At 40.9% G+C, this 21,176-nt stretch carries 21 protein-coding genes and 1 pseudogene; 20 read left to right on the top strand and 2 right to left on the bottom strand.

The window, feature by feature from the left end:
• The first annotated feature begins 400 nt into the window (after positions 1-400).
• The 4 genes from ACRRU2_RS25460 to ACRRU2_RS25445 all read left to right on the top strand — a co-directional run bounded on the left by ACRRU2_RS25460 (position 401) and on the right by ACRRU2_RS25445 (position 2,975).
• Positions 401-496, top strand: a complete 96-nt coding sequence (locus ACRRU2_RS25460; protein WP_432505978.1) for a putative holin-like toxin — start codon at positions 401-403, stop codon at positions 494-496.
• An 889-nt stretch (positions 497-1,385) separates the two neighbouring features.
• A complete protein-coding gene (locus ACRRU2_RS25455; RefSeq protein ID WP_432505976.1) occupies positions 1,386-1,880 on the top strand; it encodes a DUF6933 domain-containing protein in 495 nt (164 codons plus the stop codon).
• A 135-nt stretch (positions 1,881-2,015) separates the two neighbouring features.
• Complete coding sequence (locus ACRRU2_RS25450; protein ID WP_432505974.1) at positions 2,016-2,456, top strand: GNAT family N-acetyltransferase; 441 nt, start codon at positions 2,016-2,018, stop codon at positions 2,454-2,456.
• Between the two features lie 84 nt (positions 2,457-2,540).
• Positions 2,541-2,975: a hypothetical protein gene (locus ACRRU2_RS25445; protein WP_432505972.1), complete on the top strand. Its 435-nt coding sequence runs from the start codon at positions 2,541-2,543 to the stop codon at positions 2,973-2,975.
• Between the two features lie 258 nt (positions 2,976-3,233).
• On the opposite strand, the gene ACRRU2_RS25440 is transcribed toward ACRRU2_RS25445, so the two are convergent.
• The gene (locus tag ACRRU2_RS25440; protein WP_432505980.1) at positions 3,234-4,388 is read right to left on the bottom strand and encodes an ROK family transcriptional regulator; all 1,155 of its coding nucleotides are present in this window, start codon (positions 4,386-4,388) and stop codon (positions 3,234-3,236) included.
• A 345-nt stretch (positions 4,389-4,733) separates the two neighbouring features.
• Here ACRRU2_RS25440 and ACRRU2_RS25435 point away from each other — a divergent pair, with 345 nt between their 5' ends.
• From ACRRU2_RS25435 to ACRRU2_RS25375, 13 genes and pseudogenes are all read left to right on the top strand, one after another.
• Positions 4,734-6,029: an extracellular solute-binding protein gene (locus ACRRU2_RS25435; RefSeq protein WP_432505970.1), complete on the top strand. Its 1,296-nt coding sequence runs from the start codon at positions 4,734-4,736 to the stop codon at positions 6,027-6,029.
• A gap of 115 nt (positions 6,030-6,144) precedes the next feature.
• Entirely contained in the window at positions 6,145-7,068 is a 924-nt protein-coding gene (locus ACRRU2_RS25430) for a carbohydrate ABC transporter permease (RefSeq protein WP_432505968.1), read from the top strand.
• Positions 7,065-7,886: a carbohydrate ABC transporter permease gene (locus ACRRU2_RS25425; RefSeq protein ID WP_432505966.1), complete on the top strand. Its 822-nt coding sequence runs from the start codon at positions 7,065-7,067 to the stop codon at positions 7,884-7,886. The genes ACRRU2_RS25430 and ACRRU2_RS25425 overlap by 4 nt, the downstream gene beginning before the upstream one ends.
• A gap of 63 nt (positions 7,887-7,949) precedes the next feature.
• Positions 7,950-8,993, top strand: coding sequence for a Gfo/Idh/MocA family protein (locus ACRRU2_RS25420; RefSeq protein WP_432505964.1), 1,044 nt, complete (start codon positions 7,950-7,952; stop codon positions 8,991-8,993).
• Between the two features lie 41 nt (positions 8,994-9,034).
• On the top strand, positions 9,035-9,883 hold the full coding sequence (locus tag ACRRU2_RS25415; RefSeq protein ID WP_432505962.1) for a sugar phosphate isomerase/epimerase family protein: 849 nt from the start codon (positions 9,035-9,037) through the stop codon (positions 9,881-9,883).
• A gap of 21 nt (positions 9,884-9,904) precedes the next feature.
• Positions 9,905-11,323, top strand: a complete 1,419-nt coding sequence (locus ACRRU2_RS25410; RefSeq protein WP_432505960.1) for a M81 family metallopeptidase — start codon at positions 9,905-9,907, stop codon at positions 11,321-11,323.
• A 25-nt stretch (positions 11,324-11,348) separates the two neighbouring features.
• Positions 11,349-12,077 carry a glucosamine-6-phosphate deaminase gene (locus ACRRU2_RS25405; protein ID WP_432505958.1) on the top strand — a complete coding sequence of 243 codons (729 nt, stop codon included), beginning with the start codon at positions 11,349-11,351 and terminating at the stop codon, positions 12,075-12,077.
• Between the two features lie 45 nt (positions 12,078-12,122).
• A complete protein-coding gene (locus tag ACRRU2_RS25400) occupies positions 12,123-13,082 on the top strand; it encodes an ROK family glucokinase (RefSeq protein ID WP_432505956.1) in 960 nt (319 codons plus the stop codon).
• A gap of 326 nt (positions 13,083-13,408) precedes the next feature.
• Positions 13,409-13,756 (top strand): annotated as a pseudogene (locus ACRRU2_RS25395) (DUF2625 family protein).
• A 316-nt stretch (positions 13,757-14,072) separates the two neighbouring features.
• Positions 14,073-14,600, top strand: coding sequence for an HXXEE domain-containing protein (locus tag ACRRU2_RS25390; protein ID WP_432505954.1), 528 nt, complete (start codon positions 14,073-14,075; stop codon positions 14,598-14,600).
• Positions 14,601-14,706: 106 nt separating this feature from the next.
• Positions 14,707-15,069, top strand: coding sequence for an NIPSNAP family protein (locus ACRRU2_RS25385; protein WP_432505952.1), 363 nt, complete (start codon positions 14,707-14,709; stop codon positions 15,067-15,069).
• A gap of 10 nt (positions 15,070-15,079) precedes the next feature.
• Positions 15,080-15,790, top strand: a complete 711-nt coding sequence (locus ACRRU2_RS25380; RefSeq protein ID WP_432505950.1) for an HAD family hydrolase — start codon at positions 15,080-15,082, stop codon at positions 15,788-15,790.
• A gap of 100 nt (positions 15,791-15,890) precedes the next feature.
• Positions 15,891-16,484, top strand: coding sequence for an HAD-IIIA family hydrolase (locus tag ACRRU2_RS25375; RefSeq protein ID WP_432505948.1), 594 nt, complete (start codon positions 15,891-15,893; stop codon positions 16,482-16,484).
• Positions 16,485-17,161: 677 nt separating this feature from the next.
• On the opposite strand, the gene ACRRU2_RS25370 is transcribed toward ACRRU2_RS25375, so the two are convergent.
• Positions 17,162-18,229 (bottom strand): helix-turn-helix transcriptional regulator, encoded by a 1,068-nt coding sequence (locus ACRRU2_RS25370; RefSeq protein WP_432505946.1) that lies wholly within the window; start codon positions 18,227-18,229, stop codon positions 17,162-17,164.
• Between the two features lie 101 nt (positions 18,230-18,330).
• Here ACRRU2_RS25370 and ACRRU2_RS25365 point away from each other — a divergent pair, with 101 nt between their 5' ends.
• From ACRRU2_RS25365 to ACRRU2_RS25355, 3 genes are read left to right on the top strand one after another with little or no spacing between them, the layout of a single operon-like run.
• Entirely contained in the window at positions 18,331-19,377 is a 1,047-nt protein-coding gene (locus ACRRU2_RS25365) for a methyltransferase (RefSeq protein ID WP_331701895.1), read from the top strand.
• A gap of 2 nt (positions 19,378-19,379) precedes the next feature.
• Complete coding sequence (locus ACRRU2_RS25360) at positions 19,380-20,411, top strand: FecCD family ABC transporter permease (RefSeq protein ID WP_432505944.1); 1,032 nt, start codon at positions 19,380-19,382, stop codon at positions 20,409-20,411.
• Positions 20,408-21,175, top strand: a complete 768-nt coding sequence (locus ACRRU2_RS25355; protein ID WP_432505942.1) for an ABC transporter ATP-binding protein — start codon at positions 20,408-20,410, stop codon at positions 21,173-21,175. The genes ACRRU2_RS25360 and ACRRU2_RS25355 overlap by 4 nt, the downstream gene beginning before the upstream one ends.
• The last annotated feature ends 1 nt before the right edge of the window (position 21,176 follow it).

Here is a 21,176-nt window from a genome sequence, read left to right as displayed (position 1 = left end):
GCGAGATTCGATCAGAATTTTGAGTTGATTTAGCGAGCTCAAAGAGGTGTAGAAACTTCGTCTAACACCGTATTCACACGTCGAAGCCTGGTGGCTGCTCATTCCGCGCGATGCAATATTATTGAAGTCAACTCAGCGGACAACCCTACGAACCTAACCGCGTCGTAGCCGCCCTGTTGGGGATTAAGGTTCTCGGGTTCGTGAATATGAGGGACGTTATGCGAAATTAACGAAGTTTAAGAGCAACAATGATTTATCAAACCCGAACAACCGTTCTTTATTTTATTGGTATAACATGGTAGAATAGTAAAGACAATTGAATCTTGGGTGGGCGTAGTATCCCTTCAAGCATATGCTTTCGAAGTAAGTTTCCTTCGGAAACTTTGTAGGAGGTGATGCCATGAATATAGAGGATGCAATAACTATCATGATTCTTTTCGCTACATTTGTCATTGCACTTTTAGCATATATTGCAGATAACTACAAGAGAAAGTAAGAACCCACCCCAAGGTTACACGCCGAAGGTGGGTTCTTTTACCTTTTAAACTCTAGAAGGGATAACCCCATACAAGTCGATTGTTAAGCCGAGTGTTAGCCGCACTCGGCTTCTTTAAAGATATGATAACACAATTGGAAATAGAAGTGAACAGTATGAGTATTGAATTAAAGAATATAGTGAAGCATTAAGAACAGTTATGCTGGTTGGTCAAGAAGAGTTAACTCCGCCTAACATCATATTCACGCATCGATCCTTTTGGATCCCGGTGCACAGAAGCGATTTCGGGAAGCTATAAGCTGCGGACACATCCATTCCCCTAAGGTAAGAGCAGCTATTTGTGGGGAATAGACGTCGTGGATCTGAACGTTAGCTGAAACGCCACAAATTCAAATATTATTACGTCTTACAGAATAAATAATATATAAGGAGTATAACTTGAAAAAAACACTTTTAATAGGATTATGTGTAACTTTAGTTTTGATCTTTATACTAAATATAAGTATACCGAACGATCAAAAATACATTGATTGGTTACTTAGTGAACATGGTATTTCATGTACTAGTACAAATATTATGAATGATTGTACGCTAATGAATGAGAATAAACCTATTGATTGGAAATCAAGATATGTTCGAAACACTGGAATATACATTACAACAAGGGATAATTTTAAAGATCAGGAAGGAAATTTATATGTCGTTAAGTCAATTGGAATTATGTTAAAGTTCTATAGAAGGTAGGTGTAATTCTAGGAGATGGACAGGCGGACAACCCTGCGAGGTTATGTGGCCAGGCTACCTGGGTGACTTCGTCACTTTAAACTTTTAGGGTTCAAGAATATAAGTACTTTAGTTAAAAAACTAGTGCGAGAAAGGAAAAAACAAAATGATTAATCTAAGACTTACAAAAGATTTATTGAAAGACATGAAAATAACTTCAGTTCAAGACATGAATGTGCCGTTGTTTTTAAGTTGGCATGTAAATATTTATAACTTGAACAAACGCAAACATATCGTCTTTGTGAACGATTTAACAAGATTAGCTATAATCATTGATGGAATAAGAACTGGACAGTTAGAGCGTTTGAAAGAGAAATTCTTGCTGAGTCTTCAGGAATACTTGCACTTAGAGGGAGTTAAAGAGAATTTGATTAATACATATTTAGAGTATGGTTCGGAAGTAGTTATTTCAAAGACAAACAGTAGAAGTGTACTAGGAACGATGAAGGAAGTTACGTTTTTCGTAGAAGATGATTTTAACGATAATTTTGAACGATTGAAGTGGCTGAACAGATTAATTCATAAGCCAATTGATTACGCGAAACCAATAGATCTCTTTAAGGAATCAATTAAGGATCATAAGAACTACAACACATTGTGAATACGAACTCAGGGAAAAAGGTGATGTGGTATGAAATTGTTCCAGCATCAATTAGTTGTATTGTCGGAGAGGATTATTAATTAAGTAGAGAGTTCGAGATGTCGGATTTCTCTACAATATCAGGAGGAGTCCGAAATGATTTTATTAAAAGCTATTGATAAGAGTAATTGGGAGGAATGTATTCAACTTAAATCCAGTTCAAATCAAAAAGGATTTATTGCTTCTAATCTTTACTCGATTGCGGAAGCGCAATTTTTAGAAGGATTTAATACCAAGGCGATCTACTGCGGTGAAATTATGATTGGTTTTACAATGTTTGGCCTAGATCCGGATGATGGAAACTATTGGATTTACCGATTCATGATTGACGAGCGATTTCAAGGTCGAGGATATGGTCATCAAGCAATGCAATTGGTAATTAGTGAGATTAGAAATGCCAATGATCGAACCAGTATTGTGATGCTTGGTTATAAACCAGACAATGAACATGCGAAAAAGCTGTATGCAAAAACGGGATTCAAAGAAGAAGGCATGGCTCCATGGGGAGAAATGCTTGCGAAGTATACTTTTTCGTAAGCATCACGAGGAGGACACGAATATCGTCGTCTAGCATCGTATTTATACTGAGGGACATAATGGTCCCTTGCTTCGGAAGCTGAAGTGAAGAAACGATTATCGGGACATATCCATTTTCCTAAGATAACACTATCTATGGGGAATGGACGTAGTGAATATATGAACGTTATACCAAATGGACGTAATAATAAAAGTCATAAAGGAGATCAAAAGATGCTCAGATGCTCATGGTGTATGAAAAAAATCAAAGAAAATGAACCTTGTCTTGGACTCGGTGTTAAATTTGCACCGGGATTTGATATTAATGAAGAAGACGGACGAATAAGTACTATTTATATGAAAACCAGAAATACAAGCGTACCACTTATCATTGTTGGGACAGGATCAGAAGCAAGGAAAGAAGGCGAAGATGGAATCTTTTCACTTTGTAGTGAAAAGTGTGGAGAAAAGATGAAAGAAGCTGTTAAAAAAGAAATTAATTTGTTTTCCAAACATGGAGAATTTATCCGGCTCACTTAGCAAAAAAACAAATGAAAAGTAACTGCTAGTCACTATACTTATGTTTGATAAGGTATTCAGACAATAGGTGCAAATGAACATAAGTTGATTTCTTTAGTATAAAACAAAAAGCTTTGGAAATCTCGACTTCATCGTGATTTCCAAAGCTTAATATTAAAAATCGGACTTTTTCAGTGGCCTTCTTTGAAGGAACGAGGCGGGGGGATACTTATTTGTTAAAGCTGCGGGACAAAGCTCTTCGCTTAGAATCCTTGGACGTTAGTCATTCATGGCCTGTGTCAAAAATTCATTTAAAACAATCGCACTTGCGCCGATGACACCGCTGGCTTTGCCAAACGTAGCGTGTGCAAGTACGAAGCTCTTCTCTAATGGACTCCAAATGTAGCGATCGGTAATATGTTTAATATCGCTTGTTATCAAGGGAAAGTCCTCAATCATGGGGCCGGCGAGCAACACCACTTGGGGATTGTACATACAAATAATATTTGCAATCGCAATACCTAAATACTGTTTAGCTCGATCCAGCAGCTTCATGCTCCAAGCTTCTCCACGCTCATAAGCAGCGAAAATCTGCTCAATAGGCATTTGCGCCTGCTTCTCCAGCTCAGATATGCTGATAAATGTTTGCAGACAACCCAATCTGCCGCAATCACATAACGGACCGTTTGGATCCATCGTCAAATGACCGATCTCTCCCAATGTATTACTGACACCGCGTACGATATCGCCATTAGTCATGACAGCTCCACCAACTCCGCTGCCGACATAAATACAGGCAGCATGACGAGTATTATTGAGCGTGCCAAATAATCGTTCGGCCAATAAGATGGAGCGAACATGATTATCAACATAAACCTGCAGAGGCAGCTTCTCTTCCAGGTAGCTTTTCACTTGTACGTCATTCCAACGAAATTGTGGAACCATCGAGACTTTGCCCTCAGGCCAAGATACCAGCCCCGGCATACTAACTCCGATGGCAATGACTTTCTCACGATTATCCGGCTCCAGATGCTGCAATAAATTCATAATCCCATCTGCAACTTTATTCAAGATGACAATCGGCTGCCCCTTAATATCAAATGAAAACTGGCGTTTATCCATCACATTCCCGTCTAGTGTGATGATCGCAATTTGCACGGAAGTTAAATCGATCTCTACTCCGACGATTAAAGCCCCGTATGGATTCAACTCGAGAATGTTTGCACGCCTGCCAAGATCCCCCTCTACATGGCCTACTTCGTGAATGAATCCGTCTTGCAACAGCTCTTTAACAATTTTCCCGACTGTTGTATTGCTCATGGCTGTCAATTCTGCTAATTGTGAACGAGATATTTGTTTATGTTTTTGAATCAGGCTTAACAGCAAAAAGTAGTGATACTTACGTACGTTTTGCTGATCGAATTTTTGTTTCACAGACAATGAAGCACCACCTTCCCGGCAATTGGCCGCCCATTAATAAACTATTATTAATAATAATACATAATCCCTAATAAAAACAAGCGACAAAACACTAATATATTACACTTAATTTAATATATAAAGAAAAGTAGATTGACAAAAACGCTTACATTCATTATTATCGACTTTAACAGAAGAATAAAGCCTATATATATTAAACTTAGTTTATTCGATTCATCAACTAGGTTTAATATATCGACCGCCCGAGAGCTAATTGTGAAGCAACTGTACAAAACTGCAGCGACAGGAAGATCCAAGCTTTTATTTTCTGTTAATTATTTATAAACAGGGGGGATGAAAGTGAAAAAAAAGTATTTATTATTAACAATCATTTCTTTGTTAGTCGTGATGATGGCTGCTTGTAGCGGGAAAAATCCATCATCCAATGGTACGGGTCAAGATAAGGGGTCGGTCGCGGATGTTTCAGTTAAACTTGATATTTTAAGTTGGTGGACGGCCGGTGGCGAAGCAGAAGCGCTCAATGCTGTCTTGAAAGGATTCACAGAGCAGAATCCGCTGATTAAAGTGGAGAATGCAGCGATTGCAGGCGGTGCCGGAGCGAACTCTCAAGCTGTATTGTCTACCCGTCTGCAGGGCGGAGATCCGCCAGCCGTATTCCAGGCACAGGGAGGACCGGATTTATTGCGTTGGCAAGATGCCGGTTACTTGCAGCCGTTAAATGACTTGTATGAGGTCAATGGCTGGAACGAAGTATTCCCGCCAGCGCTTATTGAGATGAACTCCAAAGAAGGCCAGATTTATGGTTTGCCCATCAATGTGCACCGCAATAACGTGATTTGGTACAACAAAAAAGTGTTTGCCGATCATAGCATTGAACCGCCGGCAACGTTCGAAGATTTCTTTGCTATTGCAGAAAAATTGAAGTCTAACGGTATTGTGCCTTTGGCTTTGGGAGATAAAACATCTCGCTGGGCAACACTCGTATTCGAAATGGCTCTGCTTGATGAATTCGGCGTGGATGGAGCTGCTGATCTATGGACTGGAAATGTTGATTTTGATAGTCCGCAGATGAGAAGCACGCTGGAAACTTTCTCTAAGATTCTGGACTTTACAAACGAAAACCATAGTGCGCTTGACTGGCAAGACGCTGCTGAACTTGTCATTAGCGGACAGGCTGCCATGCATATTATGGGCGACTGGGAAACTGGTTTTTTTGAAAGCAAAAATTTTAAGTTAGATGTGGATTACGGCTGGGTACAGGCTCCGAATTCGGAGAAAGTGTTCAGTATCGTCAACGACTCGCTGGGAATGCCTAAAGGGGTGGTGAATGTAGAGGAAGCGAAGAAATTTATCACGTACCTGGGTTCAGAGCAAGCACAAAAAGATTTCAATACATTAAAAGGATCTGTTCCTGCGCGTACCGATGTGGATCTCTCCAGCTTCAACCCTTACAGCCAGGGAGCAGCTAAAGATTTTAAAGAAGCCAAGATCAACATCAGTTTGGCAGGCGGTTCAGCTACCCCGGCCGGTTTCATTAATAAAGTCGATGATACTGTGAAAGAGTTTGTCACACAGCGCAATATTGACAATTTCATTAAATCGTTAAATCAGGCCAAATCACTTCTCAATCCGTAATCACGGTAAGGACGCAGGCGCTTCGGAATAGGTGTTCGGGTTCTCGCAGTTCTGCGGCCCGAACAGTTCGCTAACACGATCCTTTGAATAGACGGATCGCTGGGGGATGGGGTACATGAAAATCCAAGGAAGAAAAAGACGATCACTCGAAAAATGGTTGCCGTTATTTGTTGTTATACCGTCTGTATTGCTAGTGTTTGTATTTGTTTATTTGTTTATCGGGTGGACGACAGTTGTTTCTTTTGTAAGCTGGAATTCACTCAAGCCGGATTTTACATTTGTCGGATTAAAGAATTATGTACAGTTGTTTGACTCCTTTCGTTTTCAATCATCGTTACGAAATATGATTTTTTTCTCGATATTTTTCATTATCGGAGTTGTAGTTTTGGGGCAGTTGCTCGCTATTTTCCTGGTGCAAAAACTCTCAGGCAAATGGATATACCGCAACATTTTTCTATTTCCGATGGCGATGTCTTTTGTAGTAACAGGCGTTGCGTGGCGATGGATTTTGAATCCAGATTCAGGAGTCAATCTTCTATTGCAAAAAATCGGTTTATCTCCAGCTTGGTATACGGATGTCACCATATTCCCCGGCTGGCGTATTTTCAAAATTGAATTCGGACTGCCGCTAGCATTGATTGCCGTACTGATTGCGGCCATCTGGCAGATGACAGGCTTTTCCTTGGCCATGTATTTAGCTGGTCTTGGTAATGTGCCGGAAGAGTTGAAGGAAGCCGCGATGATTGACGGCGCGGGAACATGGAAGATGTATTACAAAGTAATCCTTCCTCAATTGAAACCTATCACATACGGTGTAGTGCTCATTATGCTGCAAATATCGTTGAAGATCTTCGATCTTGTCTACACCATGACAGGGTCCGGTCCCAACTTTGTTACAGACATGCCGGCAGTTTATATGTATGAAACTACCTTTAAGAGCAATTTTTACTCGGAAGGGGCTTCAATTGCCACCATTATGTTGCTCATGGTGATGATCTTTGTTGTTCCGTATATCTTTAGTCGAAAGGAAGAAATGTGATGTCAAAACTCCTATCCAAAACATTGTTGTACGTCGTGTTGACAGGGTTAGGTATCCTTTTTCTCATTCCTTTCTATATCCTGATCGTCACCAGTTTAAAGCCATTCGATGAAGTATCATTCATAACGATGTGGAAGCTGCCAAGCCACCTAGAATTTTCAAGCTTCTCCAAAGCTTATCAAGAACTGTTCCCGAACTTGTTAAACAGCTTTCTGATGGTTATTCCGGCAAGTCTGATTTCCGCTTTTTTGGGTTCCCTGAACGGATATGCCCTATCAAAATGGAAATTCCCTGGTTCGGAAGTGTTATTCACTTTACTGCTTCTCGGTATGTTTATTCCTTTTCAAAGTATTTTGATTCCGCTCATTACGGTCATTCGCAATTTGAATTTATACAACACCATTACGGGATTAGTGCTCGTTCACGTCGTTTATGGCTTGCCGATGACAACGCTGATGTTCAGAAACTTTTATGCCAGCATCCCTCAAACTATGATCGAGGCAGCGCAAATTGACGGCAGCGGATTTTTCAGAACGTACGGCTATATCATGATGCCGTTATCGATAACGGGATTTGTCGTTGTTGGCTTATGGCAGTTTACAAACATATGGAATGAGTTTTTGTTTGCCATCACAATTACAGGGCATGCCAAGCAGCCTGTTATGGTGGCGTTGCAAAATTTAGCCGGCAGTCAAATTATAGAGTGGAACGTTCAGATGGCGGGAGCCTTACTGGCTGCTATTCCTACGATGATCGTGTACGTATTTGCAGGACGTTATTTCATTCAAGGGCTTTTAGCAGGTTCTGTTAAAGGCTAGTGAAAGGCAAGTAGAAGGCTAATGGATACGGGCTTTGCCTAAACAACGAGGAAGGTGACGCAAATGAGAAAGCTGAAAGTCGGTATCATCGGCTGCGGTGGAATTGCACAAAAAGTGCATATTCCCAATTATATGAAGCATAACGAACTTGTCGAGATTCTGGCTGTGTGTGATGCAAGTGATGGACGAGCACAAACGGTTGCTGAGCAGTGGGGGATTCCCCACGCTTACTCAGACTTTCGAGAGATGCTGCAACATCATCAGCTTGATGCCGTCAGCGTATGCACACCGAATAAGTTTCATGCAGAGATGGCGATCGCTGCTTTGCAGGCGGGCTGTCATGTTCTGTGCGAGAAGCCGCCTGCAGTTACAGTAGCTGAGGCTGAAGCCATGGCAGCAGCAGCTAAAGCGGTAAATAAATTTTTGACCTTCGGGTTCCATTACCGCCATGCACCGGAAGTTGATTTGTTGAAAAGATATATAGACAGCGGGGAATTCGGCCATATTTATGCAGCCAAATCGCAAGCGGTGCGCCGAAGAGGGATTCCGGGATGGGGAGTATTCACCAACAAGGAACTGCAAGGCGGCGGCGCACTCATCGATATTGGAGTGCATATGCTCGACACCACCTTGTATTTAATGGGATACCCGCAACCCGAGCTGGTTCTTGGCGCGACCTATCAGAAGCTGGGCAATCGCGAAGGCGTGGGCTTGATGGGAAAATGGGATTGGGAGAACTTTTCCGTTGAAGATATGGCGCGGGGAATGATCGTTTTCAAAGATGGTTCTTCCGTTACTTTAGATGCCGCATTCGCAGCTAATGTGGAAAAAGACGAAGTCATGCAAGTCAGCCTGATGGGCGAACAGGGCGGCGCCGATGTTTTCCCGGTCAAAATCTATCAGGAAAAGCATGAAGCGCTTCTGGATACGACACCCGCTTACTTGCCGCAAAATAACTATTATGAGGTGCAATTCAAGCGTTTTATCGACTGTTGTCTACAGAACAAGCCGCCGATCGGTACGGCTGAAGAAGCTGTCATTTTACAAAAAATAATTACGGCCCTTTATGAATCGGCAGCAAGTGGAGAAGCCGTTCGCATCCAATAAAGAGCTTATAAGCTGCGTACAAATCGATAAGGAGTGGTTCGATGATAAAGAGCTTAAGTGCGGCGGGGTTAGGTAAAGTAAATGGACTGCCCCATTTAATTGAACTGGCTGCATCCAATGGATTCTCTGCTGTTGAGACGACTGGGAAAGATCTTCGGGCATTTGTCGATCTCGAAGGCATAGCGGCGGTACGCACATACCTAAAGCGTTATAACATTCAGCTAGGAGCTGTAACTTTGCCTGTGGAATGGCGGCAGGACGATGCATCCTTTAGAAATGGGCTGCCGAATCTGCTGATTGAGGCCGACCTGGCCTCGCAGCTCGGCTGCCAGACCTTTTTCACCTATTTTATGCCATCAACAGACAACAAAATCACATCGCATCTCATTCAATTGTCGCAGCGTCTTCGACTGCTTGGCAAGTTACTGGCGCAATATGAGATGAATCTGGCTTTGGAGTACGTCGGACCGCATCATTTGCGCCATCAATGGAAGCATCCCTTTATTTGGACTGCGGCAGATACGATAGCATGGCTCGATCTGGTCGGTGAAGCAAATGTCGGCATCGTGCTCGATAGCTTCCATTGGTATACAAGCGGAGAAACACTTCAGACTATTGCGGACATTGAGCTTTCCTATATCAAGTACGTCCATCTGAATGATGCTCGCGATATACCGGTAGAGGATGTGCTGGACAACGATCGTGTGTATCCGGGAGAAGGCGTTATTCCCTTAACCGGCTTTCTGAAAGCTTTGCAGGCTAAGCATTATAAGGGAATTGTAACGCAGGAAATCTTGTCCATTACTGAACCTCAGGACACGGCAGAACAATTAGCTGAACGTTCTGGAAAAGCTTTTCGCAATGTATTCACAGCTGCGGAGATCGAGTAAATCTCGGAGGGGAGCAGAATCATGAAAGTTTTAGTCGGCTGTTTCTATCATGAGACGAATACGTTCAATCCTATATGGACTCATAAGGAGGACTTTGTGTTTGTGGAGGGCGATGCTGTACTTGATCGGCTTTATAGTGTCGCAGCGCTTCGCGAGCAACAGGTCGATGTCATACCGGGCATATACGCCACAGGTCTTTCATCAGGTATCGTCACGAAGAGTACTTTTGAGTTTTTCACCAATAAATTGCTGAACATTTTGCAGGAAACTGAGGTCGATGGCATCTGGCTGCATCTGCACGGCTCTATGGTCGTAGAAGGTATTGGTTCTGGAGAGTTGGCGTTGATCAAGCAAATAAGGGCGCTTGTCGGTTCGCAGCTCCCGATTTCCCTGACATTGGATATCCATGGAAACATCCCGGAAGAACTCAGTCAGTTTGTGAATATTGTACGTGCCTATCGCACGGTGCCTCATATTGATCAGGCTGAAACTGAACGAATCACAGCAGAAGCTTTAACGACCGTGATCGCTATGAAGGAGACCATTGCGCCAGCATTTGTTAAACTTCCAGTCGTCATCTGCGGCGAGAAAGCGCTTGGCAACTGCGAACCGCTGAAATCCATTTTTGCCGAACTCGCAGCTGTAGAGGAGCTAGAAGGAATTGCAACAGCTTCATTCTTCTTAGGGCATGCTTGGAGCGATAGCGCTCATACTGGAGCCTCTGTTTTTGTCGTGCCGCGGACTCTACAGGATGCCGAGGCAGCGTCGCAAGCTTGTCAGCGTTTAGTGGATTTTATTATGGCGCGAAAACACCAATTTGATTATGCGGCGCAGGCGCTAGCTCCCGAACAAGCATTGGATTATGCCCTGCAGATCGATGATAAACCCGTATTTGTTTCCGATTCGGGTGACAACACGACAGCGGGAGCACCCGGCTACAATACAGTATTGCTGAAGTTACTCATGCAGCGCGACCTGAATGGAAAAAAAGCAGTGGTTGCATCGATTTTCGATAAAAATGCTTTTGCAGAGCTTAACCAGCATAAAGTCGGTGATCCTGTCTCTGTTTGGGTGGGCGGCGGCGCAGATGATTACAGCGAGCAAGTACTGCTTACAGGTGTGCTGAAGGCAAAAGGCGATTTGCTAGGCTACTTAAATGCCGAGAACGATATTGTTGGTCAAGTTTGCACTATAGAAATGGGCGCTCTGGATGTAGTCATTGCCAATCGCGGAGATTCATTTATATCCATTCAACATTTTGTTCGCGCGGGTCTACAATTTACAGATTATGATGTGATTGTGCTAAAACAAGGTTACCTATTCGATGCATTGACCAAGGTAGCATATGGAGAAGTTCTAGCCCTGACTCCCGGAGCGTCTTATTTGAAGATTGCTGAGTTGAATTACCTTGCTCTGCCTGCTGCTGTGGAACTCATATAACATAACAAAAGGAGAATAGCTTACCATGAAAGTAATTAAGACAAAAGATTATGCTGAAATGTCGCAAAAAGCTTTTGGGGTTCTGAAGGACGTATTAGAGCAAAAAAAAGACGCCGTTATCAATACAACGATCGGCGCTAGCTATGACGGAATGTTTGAGATCATGATCAAAGCCATTAATGAAGGGGCTTTATCAATCAAAGACGCCATATTTATGAATCTGGACGAATATATCGCGGAACGAAATCAGTCGTTCACCATCTATACGTATATGTATACCAAATTTTATAATCTCATTTCACAGAAGCCGAAAGTAATTGAATTATTTGACGGCAGCATCAAGCAGCTGCAAGCCGAGATAGAGCGATACCGGCAAGTCCTGGCGCAATATCCTCGTGATTTGCAGATTCTCGGTTTGGGAGTGAACGGTCATCTTGCAGCGAATGAACCCGGGACATCCTTTCAGTCGCGCGTCTTTCTGGCCGATAGCGATGAGTCAACGATTCAAAGCACGATGCTCTATCAGAATCTAATGCGTGAAGAAGCGCCGACACAGATGTTAACGTTAGGGCTGGCAGATATCATGGAGTCCAAGCAAGTCCTCCTGGTTGCTTCTGGAGAACGAAAAGCCCAGGCGGTGAAAGACACGATTGAAGGACCGATTGACGAACGCTGTCCGGCAACCATTTTGCGGGCTCATCCGAATGCGATCTTTATTATTGATGAGGCAGCAGGGTCGTTACTAACCAAATAAAAGATTGCAATGTGATTACGCTAAAGGTGATAAGGGTGAAACGATGTGAGCAAATACATTGTCGGTATCGATATCGGCGGTACGAAGGTTAAGTTCGGTGTGTTAAGTATCGAGGGAGAGATCCTGGACAAGTGGGAAATTGATACGGACCTGAATGATAACGGCGCTTATATTATAGAGGAAGTTTGGTCATCTATTTTGCATCATCGTTTATTAACAGATCCTGGATCGATACTGGGCATTGGTGTCGGCGCTCCCGGATTTGTTGATGCGCAAACCGGCAACGTATATGAAGCCGTCAATATCGGTTGGAAAGATTTCGAACTGGGTGAAATACTACGGGAAAAGTGCAAACTCCCCGTTTACGTAGAAAATGACGCCAATATTGCGGCGCTTGGTGAAAATTGGCGAGGAGCAGGCAATCAAGCGAATGATTTGATTGTCGTCACATTGGGAACAGGCGTTGGCGGGGGGATCATTGCGAATGGCGAGATTCTGCAAGGAGATAATGGCACTGCTGGTGAGATTGGCCACATCGTGATCGATCCACAAGGGTATGCGTGCAATTGCGGGCGGACGGGCTGTCTGGATACGGTAGCATCGGCCACCGGCATTGTGCGACAAGCCCTGGAGGAGCTGGCGCATCACCCAACTGGGAAATTAGCAGTTCTCTACGCCGAGCAAGGATCTCTCAGCACCAAAGATGTCTTTAAACTGGCTGAAGAGGGAGATCAGTCATGTATACGTGTAATCGCTCGTATAACAGACATGCTCGGTATTGCTCTGGCTAATGCAGCCGCTATTATTAATCCATCCAAAATTTTGATCGGTGGAGGACTATCTCAGGCCGGCAGTTGGTTTTTAACCGATATTCGGGCTGCCTTTATTAAGCATTCATTAGCCAGAATCGGCGAGATCACTCAGATTGAATACGCACAACTTGGCAATGACGCCGGGATTATCGGGGCGGCTTATCTGGTGCGAAAGCATTTGGCTATCGAGTAGAAAAAATAACAATAAGAAAAAATAAGAACCCACCCCAAGGTTGCCCGCCGAAGGTGGGTTCTTATCTGCTTTAGACTTTAGAAGGGATAGCCCATTCAAGCCAATTGTTTAGCCGAGTGTCTCAGGATTTGGCTTCTTTTAAAAACATGATAACATAATTGGAAAAGAAGTGAACTGATGAAAAAAATTAAAATATTCAAAAACATATGAAGAAACACTTAAAACATTTGTGCAGGTTGTTCGGGAAGTGTTAACTTCAATAAGACTATTTACAGAAAGTGAGCCGAACTATTGAAGACAATAAGAGAATTAATTGGTCCTGATAAATGCTTGGGACGAATTATTACAATTATTTAGCCTTAGAGATCGGCAGTTTACTTATCGATAATGGCTGGCTAAGGATATTAGGGGCAGGAAATCAGAAGATGTTCGGTTCTTTGATCTCTTGGAATAAACCAATAGAAGATCACTTGATAATTGCGTATAATTTGATTGGCGGATTCTAGCATTAAGTACGTGGAACAATTTTATATTTTGCGCCATACATATTAAGCTGGGAAGATCTTGAAATAAATTATTCCGGATTTATTAATTGGGTACTGAATGGTGATTTAAACTCATTTTATCAGGGATATAGATGGAATAATTGGATACAAGACGCTCAAAGAATTTAAGGGGATCAAGCTTTTTTAATTTATCCATATTTATGGTCATTAGAAGGAAAAGACATTGAGAATACCTCATACCTCAAAGAATGCAGTCAATGTTAAAGAAATATGGGAAATGCAATTTGAAATTCGAAAGCAATGGGATGCACAACCATAGAAGAGAAGACTTCAGTTAATACATATTTACTCATCAATTTTATTGAATCACGACCCGCAGAAGCTAATTCAAGAATTTAAGGGGAATAGACGTCATAAATATATGAACGTTATCTGCAATGCGGCAAGATACTTTTCAAAATCTTAACCTAGAGGTGGCTGGTCTATGTATTTAATACAAGATATTTCAATACAATCACTTATATGGTTATTCATAGTAATCTTTGTACTTCATGATTTGGAAGAGATAATATGGGTTGAATCATGGACTAAGAAGAACAGAAAACAAGTAGTTAACAAGGTTCCTACAGGAATAAAGAATCAACTGAACAAGATGCTTAATATCACTAGTGGTCAATTTGCTGTTGCTGTTTTACTTGAATTTATAATATTTATTCCAATTACGTTTATAGCGGCAGAGCACGGGGAATTTTTTATGTTCATTTCAATTAATTCCTTATTTCTATTGCATGTACTAACACATGTAGGCCAGTCTATTTATTTAAGGATGTATACACCAGGAGTAGTTAGTGCCGTGATCCTTGTTCTCCCTTATACGTTATATTTGTTTACAAGATTAATAAGGGAAGAATTAATAACATGGGAGTTGATTTTATTAAGTATACCAGTTGGATTTTTGATAATACCAATTGTACTATTGGGTCATGAACTAGGAAAGAGAATAATTAAGTGAAAGAATATTGACAGTATATCGAAGAGGAGTTGCGAATCAGATAACTAAAATTTTCGCACGTTATCAGAAATCACAGAATATCCTTAAAACAGAGGTGACAGGTGAAATGATTTATAGAAGAAAGACATACATAATAGAACCATCTTTCATTGAAGAATTCAATGCTTTGTTTAATAAGATTTTACTCCCGTCACAGCTTAAGTACGGCGCTCGGTTGATAGGACGATGGATGATAAACAAGAATGAAGAGAATACAGAAGTGTTTGCCCTCTGGGAATACGATAGCTTCCAAAAGTATGAGGAAATTGAATCAAAAATAAAACAGGATGAAGAACATGTAAAAAGAGTCCAAAAAAGATTTGATGAAATCGGTAGAGAAAGAATAAAAAAAGTACTGAAAGAAGATATAAAACAAGAGTTTATTGAAAGTACAGTGTCAAGAGATAAAACAATTTTAAGTTCGATTTAGGGATTATTCAATGATACCAGGAACTTTGAAGGGTGATCAATTCCAGATGAACATAAATGCAGTTATTTTTGATTTAGACAACACGTTAATAAATCGAAAACTTGCTTTTAAACAATTTTCAAATAGACTTATTGAAAATTACATAATATATTTAGACTCTTCTGAAAAAAATGAAATCGCCCAGTATATTATTGAAGCAGATAATGACGGATACAGAAGCAAGAAAGAATTATATCAAGAACTTCTTAACAATTTGAAGTGGAAGAAAGAAACAACACTCGAAAAATTACTGGAATATTGGTTTTCTGAGTTTTTCAAATGTACCGTATTAATGAACGGTGCAATGGATGTAATTCAATTTCTGAGAAGTCAGGGACTGAAATTAGGTTTGATCACAAATGGTTCTGTGCATTCACAAAATTCAAAAATTGATTATGCTGGGATACGGGGGTTCTTTGATACAATCGTGGTTTCAGATGAGGTACAGGTGAAGAAGCCTGATAAAAGAATATTTGAAATTACTCTTGAGCGATTAGGGGTAAAACCGGAAACGTCATTTTATATAGGCGATCATCCGCTTAATGATATTAAAGGAGCAAGAGAGGCTGGACTAAGAACAATTTGGCTAGAAGGATTCAGAGAGTGGGACGTCGTGGGATCTCAGCCACATTACACGATAAGAGAATTAAGGGAAATGATAAAGATTTTCGAGGGTGGATAAAAATGTAAAGGGACTTCAGATAACAATCTATCCACGCATCGGGCTAACGCTCTGGGTCTTGACCACAGATTTGAAGAAGTAATAGCTGCGACGGCTCCCTATGGGAGTTCGTGAATGGGAGGAACGTTATGTGAAATTCACTAAGAAAGGGACAGAAACCATGGAAGGAACTATAAATCTTCAAGCAGTGTTTATAGACCGAGATGGAACTATCGGTGGAACTGGACATTTTATCCCCCCTAACAATTTCAAGTTATTTGAGCATGCTCAAGTTGCCATTAATCTTCTGAAAGAAAGTGGTCTAAAAGTATTTGCATTCACAAATCAGTATAGAATTTCTCGTGGAGAGGCAACGATTGAAGAGTTTGAAAATCAGTTTAGGATTTTTGGGTTTAACCATTCATATATTTGTCCACACGAACAAGATTGCGAGTGTAGAAAGCCAAAACCTGGAATGTTAATAGAAGCCGCGAATGAACATAATTTGGATTTAAGTAGATGTGTCGTTATAGGTGATGTTGGTAGTACAGATATGTTGGCAGCACATGCTGTAGGAGCCATAAAAATATTAGTTAAAACCGGTTGGGGGAAGGACTCTCTAACAAAATTCAGGGATAAATGGATAGAAACTGAACCAGATTATATTGCAGAAGATATTTTAGATGCAGTAAATTGGTTAATTACAAACAGATAAAATTGTAAGTATGTCTAAGAAGAGTGAAGCTCACGGTCCGGACATCAATTCCCCTAATGAATCTAACGTTACAGGATGATGAATATATACGTGTATGAGGCATAACCACGGCCGTTGGATCTTGGTCCGTATTCCATACAAATAAAGAAAGGAACAAATAATCAGTGCTAAAATTGTTTTCTTTTATTTTTGAGTTAATAAGAATCATTTTATTACTAGCTTTCACCATGCTAATATTTGGTGGAATTGAACGTTACATTTATCAGTTCATATTTGGTGAACCCATATACCATTGGTTAATGTTAATTGGGAACTTTATATTATTTTTTGTTTTATATCGAAATTATCTTCAATTTAAAGGATGGTATAAATCAAGTAAAAGTGAAAAATTGGACAGATTTACAACAAGAAGTCTTATAATCATTGCAATCGCATTGATTTTAATACCGTCAGTAATGTGACCTCCAAAACCACTAAAGGGGAGTGGGGTCGCGAATACCAGAACGTTAGCCGGGGGGATATTTCATCAGCAATAAAAACAAGAAAAAGTAAGAACCCACCCTAAGGTTACCGCCCAGGTGGGTTCTTACGACTTTTATTAGGCTGCTTAAGCCTATCGGGTTTGTGAATAGAAGACAACATTTGCAGGTTCACGAACCCTTATTTTACTAGTTTGATCACGGTTCCATTTGATATTTAGAAAAAAGTTTCCACACCAACTCGTTTCTGTTAGATACCTGTACTTTTTGGAAGACAGCCTTCAAATGGTCTTGCGCCGTATGGTAGGAAATCATTAAATGTTGGGCAAGTTCTTTTGTTGAGCTCCCTTTAATAATTTCCAGAACAACCTCCTGCTCGCGTAAGGTGAGATGATAAGCCTTCATCAAATAGGAGAGCATATCCTTGGGTGTTGCATTATTTAATGAAACAGCAATCTGAAAGTTGTTTTCTTGAGTCGATCGAAGGATGGAGACTTGTGCGACAATATATCCTTGTTCATGCACAGGGATCAACAAGGGTGCAGACGGTTGATGACGTGCCAATAATCGGGTACACATAACTTGCAATGGTTTGGGCAGGTAAGGTGCAGCAATGTCTTCCATTTTCCGCAACGAATCTAAAGTTTTTGAAGCCTTCGAATTAAGCGATATAATATTTAGCTGAGTATCTAAAATGATAACGCCTTGTTCCAATTCTCCTTCAAAAGTTTGCACCTCAATTATAGAGAGATAATAGGCTTGCAGCGCCTCAGCCATAATCGGACCGATTATCTTTAGTCGATCAATATCTTCATTTGAAAAGAACGGATTAGTAGCCTGCTGCTTTTTAAATAATGTCAAAAAACCATAGCAACGTCCCTGAAAGACGAGCACACACCTTATTTCATCAGAAAAATGATTCGGTTTTAACACTTCCTCATAGCGGCGGCTTCTTTGTATTCCCAAGCTGTCACTTAACCTTCCAATATACACCCCATCTTTCAACAAACTTTCAAAACTATAAACATCGGTTTCGTCATATTCAATTTTTAGTATTTGGTGATGAATAGCTTCAATAGAATGCTCTGTTACAGCTCCAATAGAACATAAAGTGACCGGATCAACTAGAGTGCAGCAATAAGCATCGAATGGAATTTGTTCTTTTAGAAGTAAAAGCATATTTTTCCGGTACGTATAAGAATCGTTAGATTTACTTCTGAGTTCATCTGACCGTAATCTCCAATAATCCATCCCTTTAGATTTCATTAAATCCTTTCCCCCTCGTTTATGGGATACCGCTATATGGATAAATCTTTATAATTGAGAATGATTCTTAATTGTATTATACACGAAAGGAGATATTTATTTTGGATAGAGAAAAGAAATTTAGAGAAATGGGGGCTACTATATTGAAAGACGCAACAAAAATGCCTGATTACAGTGCTTCTCGTGTGTTGGGAGTAACTCATCAACTTTTGCAAGCACAACTCATTTATTCAGCAATCCGTTTGGATGTGTTTTCCCATCTTACTTCCCCGAAGACTGCTTTAGAATTTTCTAATGAAACTGGATATCACAAAAGAAATTCCGAACTTTTATTAAATGCATTAGCTTCGACAAGCTTTATTACTAAAGAAGATGAGCATTTTTCGAATTGTCCCGATACGGAATTATATTTGAATAAATCTAGTGAACTCTACCTGGGTGAATACCTTCTATATTGGTATAAAGTTAAGGATCTATCACGTGTAGAAGAGCTCGTATGTTTCGGCCCGACGCACCGTTCATTTCATGACCCTCTTGGTTCTGATTCATATGATTTTCAAAAAATGGGGGAGGTTTCCAAGATTCATATGTACACCGGCAGAGCGCAAACATTTATTACAGCAATGCAGGAGATTTTTGAAAAAGACGCACCTATACGTGCGATTGATCTTGGCGGCGGTTCAGGTGTCTTGGCCATTGAGCTTGCTAAACTTTTTCCTGCTTCGAAATCAATTATATTTGATCAACCCAAGGTCATTCCCATTGCAAACGATGGGATAAAAGAAAACCATCTGGAACAGCAAGTTGAAACCAGAGCAGGCAACTTTATCAAGGACGATTTTGGAAGTCATTACGACTTGGTCATTGCTTCGGGAATTTTGGATTTCTGCGGAGACCTTGATCAAATGCTAGGAAAAATTTACAACGCTATGAATGCTGGAGGGTATCTCTATGTAGATACTCATCGTATCAATGATTCTTTTACTGCCCCTAGTCAAAGTATCATCGGATTTTTGGCTACACATATGGACGGACTTAATATTTTAAAAACGAACAATCAAATTTTAACTGCCATAGAAAAGGCAGGGTTTATTAAACACGTATGTAATCAAGAAGATGCATCCTACTATCTTTTCGGAAAGGAATAATCATGGCAAGTGATAAGTTCTTCCCGGAAAGGCGTAAGGCAAATCTGGCGATGATGATTGGAATCATCGGCCTTCTGTTTTTTTCCTTTCTCGCTTTGTTTCTGGGACGCTATATATTGTCCCCAACACAGGTTATCACGGCATTCTACGACAAGTTTTATTTGGGGCTTGATACTACGGGAACTACTGTTGTCATTGATATACGTTTGTCTCGTGTATTATTAAACATTTTGGTTGGCAGCGCTCTTGCTGCAGCAGGAACAGCGTTTCAAGGAATCTTTCAAAACCGCCTTGTTAGTCCGGAGATTTTGGGTGTGAGCAACGGGGCTGGATTTGGAGCGGCTCTTGCATTACTTATTTCAGGGGGAAGTACTGGTTTCATTGTTCCGTTCTCGTTTTTAGGCGGGATCTTGAGCATATGTATTACTTACTCTTTTTTTCGCTTAAAAAAAGATCACTCTGTTTTGACATTGGTGCTTTCCGGAATCATTGTGGGCTCCATCTTTAATGCTCTCCTGTCTCTTATAAAACTAGTCGCCGATACAGACTCCATTTTGCCTGCAATTACATACTGGCTTATGGGGAGTTTTTCGAATACTACGATGTCAGATGTCTTTTTGGCAGCAATACCGATTGGTATTGGGACTATTGTTCTTTTTGTGCTTCGCTGGCAAATTAATATTCTTTCCCTTGGGGATGAAGAAGCGATAGCGCAAGGAATTCGTCCTCAAAAAATGCGGCTAGTCATTATTGCAGCATGTACGCTGGTTACGGCAGCCTGTGTTTCGGTAACGGGAATGATTGGCTGGGTTGGATTGATTATACCGAACATTTTTCGATCACTTATCGGGGCAAATAATCGTTATCTCATACCGCTTACCTGTATTTATGGCGCAAATTTTATTTTGATCGTAGATATTATTGCACGAACAGTTACTCCAGCAGAAATTCCGATAGGTATATTAATTGCGTTAGTTGGTGCGCCTCTGTTTCTAATCGTTTATCAAAAGTCGAAAGAGGGAGCTGCCAGATGAAATTAGAGGTTGAAAATGGTTCTTTTTCTTACACTAAAAACAAGATGGTTTTTAAGGAAATCAATTTCGCTCTTGGCAAGGGGCAGGTTTTATCTATTTTAGGACAAAACGGAATCGGCAAAACTACCCTGTTGAAATGCTTGACTGGAATTCTTCCATGGAGCAGCGGTCAAATTCGTATAGACGGTAAGGTGGCTTCGGGCAAATTGCAGTTCAAAGATATTGCCTATGTTCCTCAAGCGAAAGGAAACGCATTTCCATTTACAGTGTTGGATATAGTTTGTATGGGGCGTACTAAGATGCTTCATTTCTACTCTATGCCCTCGGACAAAGATTGGGATATTTCTATGCAGTGCTTGGAGCGGCTTGGTCTAAAAGGACTTGAAAATCGGCTGTGTACTGAACTAAGCGGCGGTCAACTCCAGCTTGTGTACATTGCACGAGCCTTGGCATCAAAACCAAAGCTTTTGCTGCTGGACGAGCCCGAGGCGCATCTTGATTTTAAGAATCAACGACATATTATGTGCCTCATAGCAGAATTGGCCCAAAGCGGCGAAATTTCCTGCATAATTAATACCCATCATCCCGAATCTGCTCTTGAGTTTTCTGATCTTACCCTCATTCTAGGGCAGAAAGAGTACGTTTTCGGAAAGACGTCAACTATAATGAGCGAGGATAATGTAAGACGATTTTTTCACATTGATTCGCGAATTATTGACTTAAGTGATAGGAATATTGACAAAAAAGCATTTGTATTTATTTAAC

It is taken from the genome of Paenibacillus sp. GXUN7292 (assembly GCF_050864975.1).
GTDB lineage: Bacteria > Bacillota > Bacilli > Paenibacillales > Paenibacillaceae > Pristimantibacillus.
This window is presented reverse-complemented; position numbering and strand designations above follow the sequence as displayed.

What these genes read in the sequence shown, in the direction of transcription:
- ACRRU2_RS25360 (WP_432505944.1), top strand. Translation starts at nt 19,380, where the DNA reads ATGGCAAGTGATAAGTTCTTCCCGGAAAGGCGTAAGGCAAATCTGGCG.
- ACRRU2_RS25370 (WP_432505946.1), bottom strand. Translation starts at nt 18,229, where the DNA reads ATGAAATCTAAAGGGATGGATTATTGGAGATTACGGTCAGATGAACTC.
- ACRRU2_RS25405 (WP_432505958.1), top strand. Translation starts at nt 11,349, where the DNA reads ATGAAAGTAATTAAGACAAAAGATTATGCTGAAATGTCGCAAAAAGCT.
- ACRRU2_RS25450 (WP_432505974.1), top strand. Translation starts at nt 2,016, where the DNA reads ATGATTTTATTAAAAGCTATTGATAAGAGTAATTGGGAGGAATGTATT.
- ACRRU2_RS25385 (WP_432505952.1), top strand. Translation starts at nt 14,707, where the DNA reads ATGATTTATAGAAGAAAGACATACATAATAGAACCATCTTTCATTGAA.
- ACRRU2_RS25355 (WP_432505942.1), top strand. Translation starts at nt 20,408, where the DNA reads ATGAAATTAGAGGTTGAAAATGGTTCTTTTTCTTACACTAAAAACAAG.
- ACRRU2_RS25430 (WP_432505968.1), top strand. Translation starts at nt 6,145, where the DNA reads ATGAAAATCCAAGGAAGAAAAAGACGATCACTCGAAAAATGGTTGCCG.
- ACRRU2_RS25375 (WP_432505948.1), top strand. Translation starts at nt 15,891, where the DNA reads ATGGGAGTTCGTGAATGGGAGGAACGTTATGTGAAATTCACTAAGAAA.
- ACRRU2_RS25410 (WP_432505960.1), top strand. Translation starts at nt 9,905, where the DNA reads ATGAAAGTTTTAGTCGGCTGTTTCTATCATGAGACGAATACGTTCAAT.
- ACRRU2_RS25455 (WP_432505976.1), top strand. Translation starts at nt 1,386, where the DNA reads ATGATTAATCTAAGACTTACAAAAGATTTATTGAAAGACATGAAAATA.
- ACRRU2_RS25380 (WP_432505950.1), top strand. Translation starts at nt 15,080, where the DNA reads ATGATACCAGGAACTTTGAAGGGTGATCAATTCCAGATGAACATAAAT.
- ACRRU2_RS25415 (WP_432505962.1), top strand. Translation starts at nt 9,035, where the DNA reads ATGATAAAGAGCTTAAGTGCGGCGGGGTTAGGTAAAGTAAATGGACTG.
- ACRRU2_RS25390 (WP_432505954.1), top strand. Translation starts at nt 14,073, where the DNA reads ATGTATTTAATACAAGATATTTCAATACAATCACTTATATGGTTATTC.
- ACRRU2_RS25460 (WP_432505978.1), top strand. Translation starts at nt 401, where the DNA reads ATGAATATAGAGGATGCAATAACTATCATGATTCTTTTCGCTACATTT.
- ACRRU2_RS25420 (WP_432505964.1), top strand. Translation starts at nt 7,950, where the DNA reads ATGAGAAAGCTGAAAGTCGGTATCATCGGCTGCGGTGGAATTGCACAA.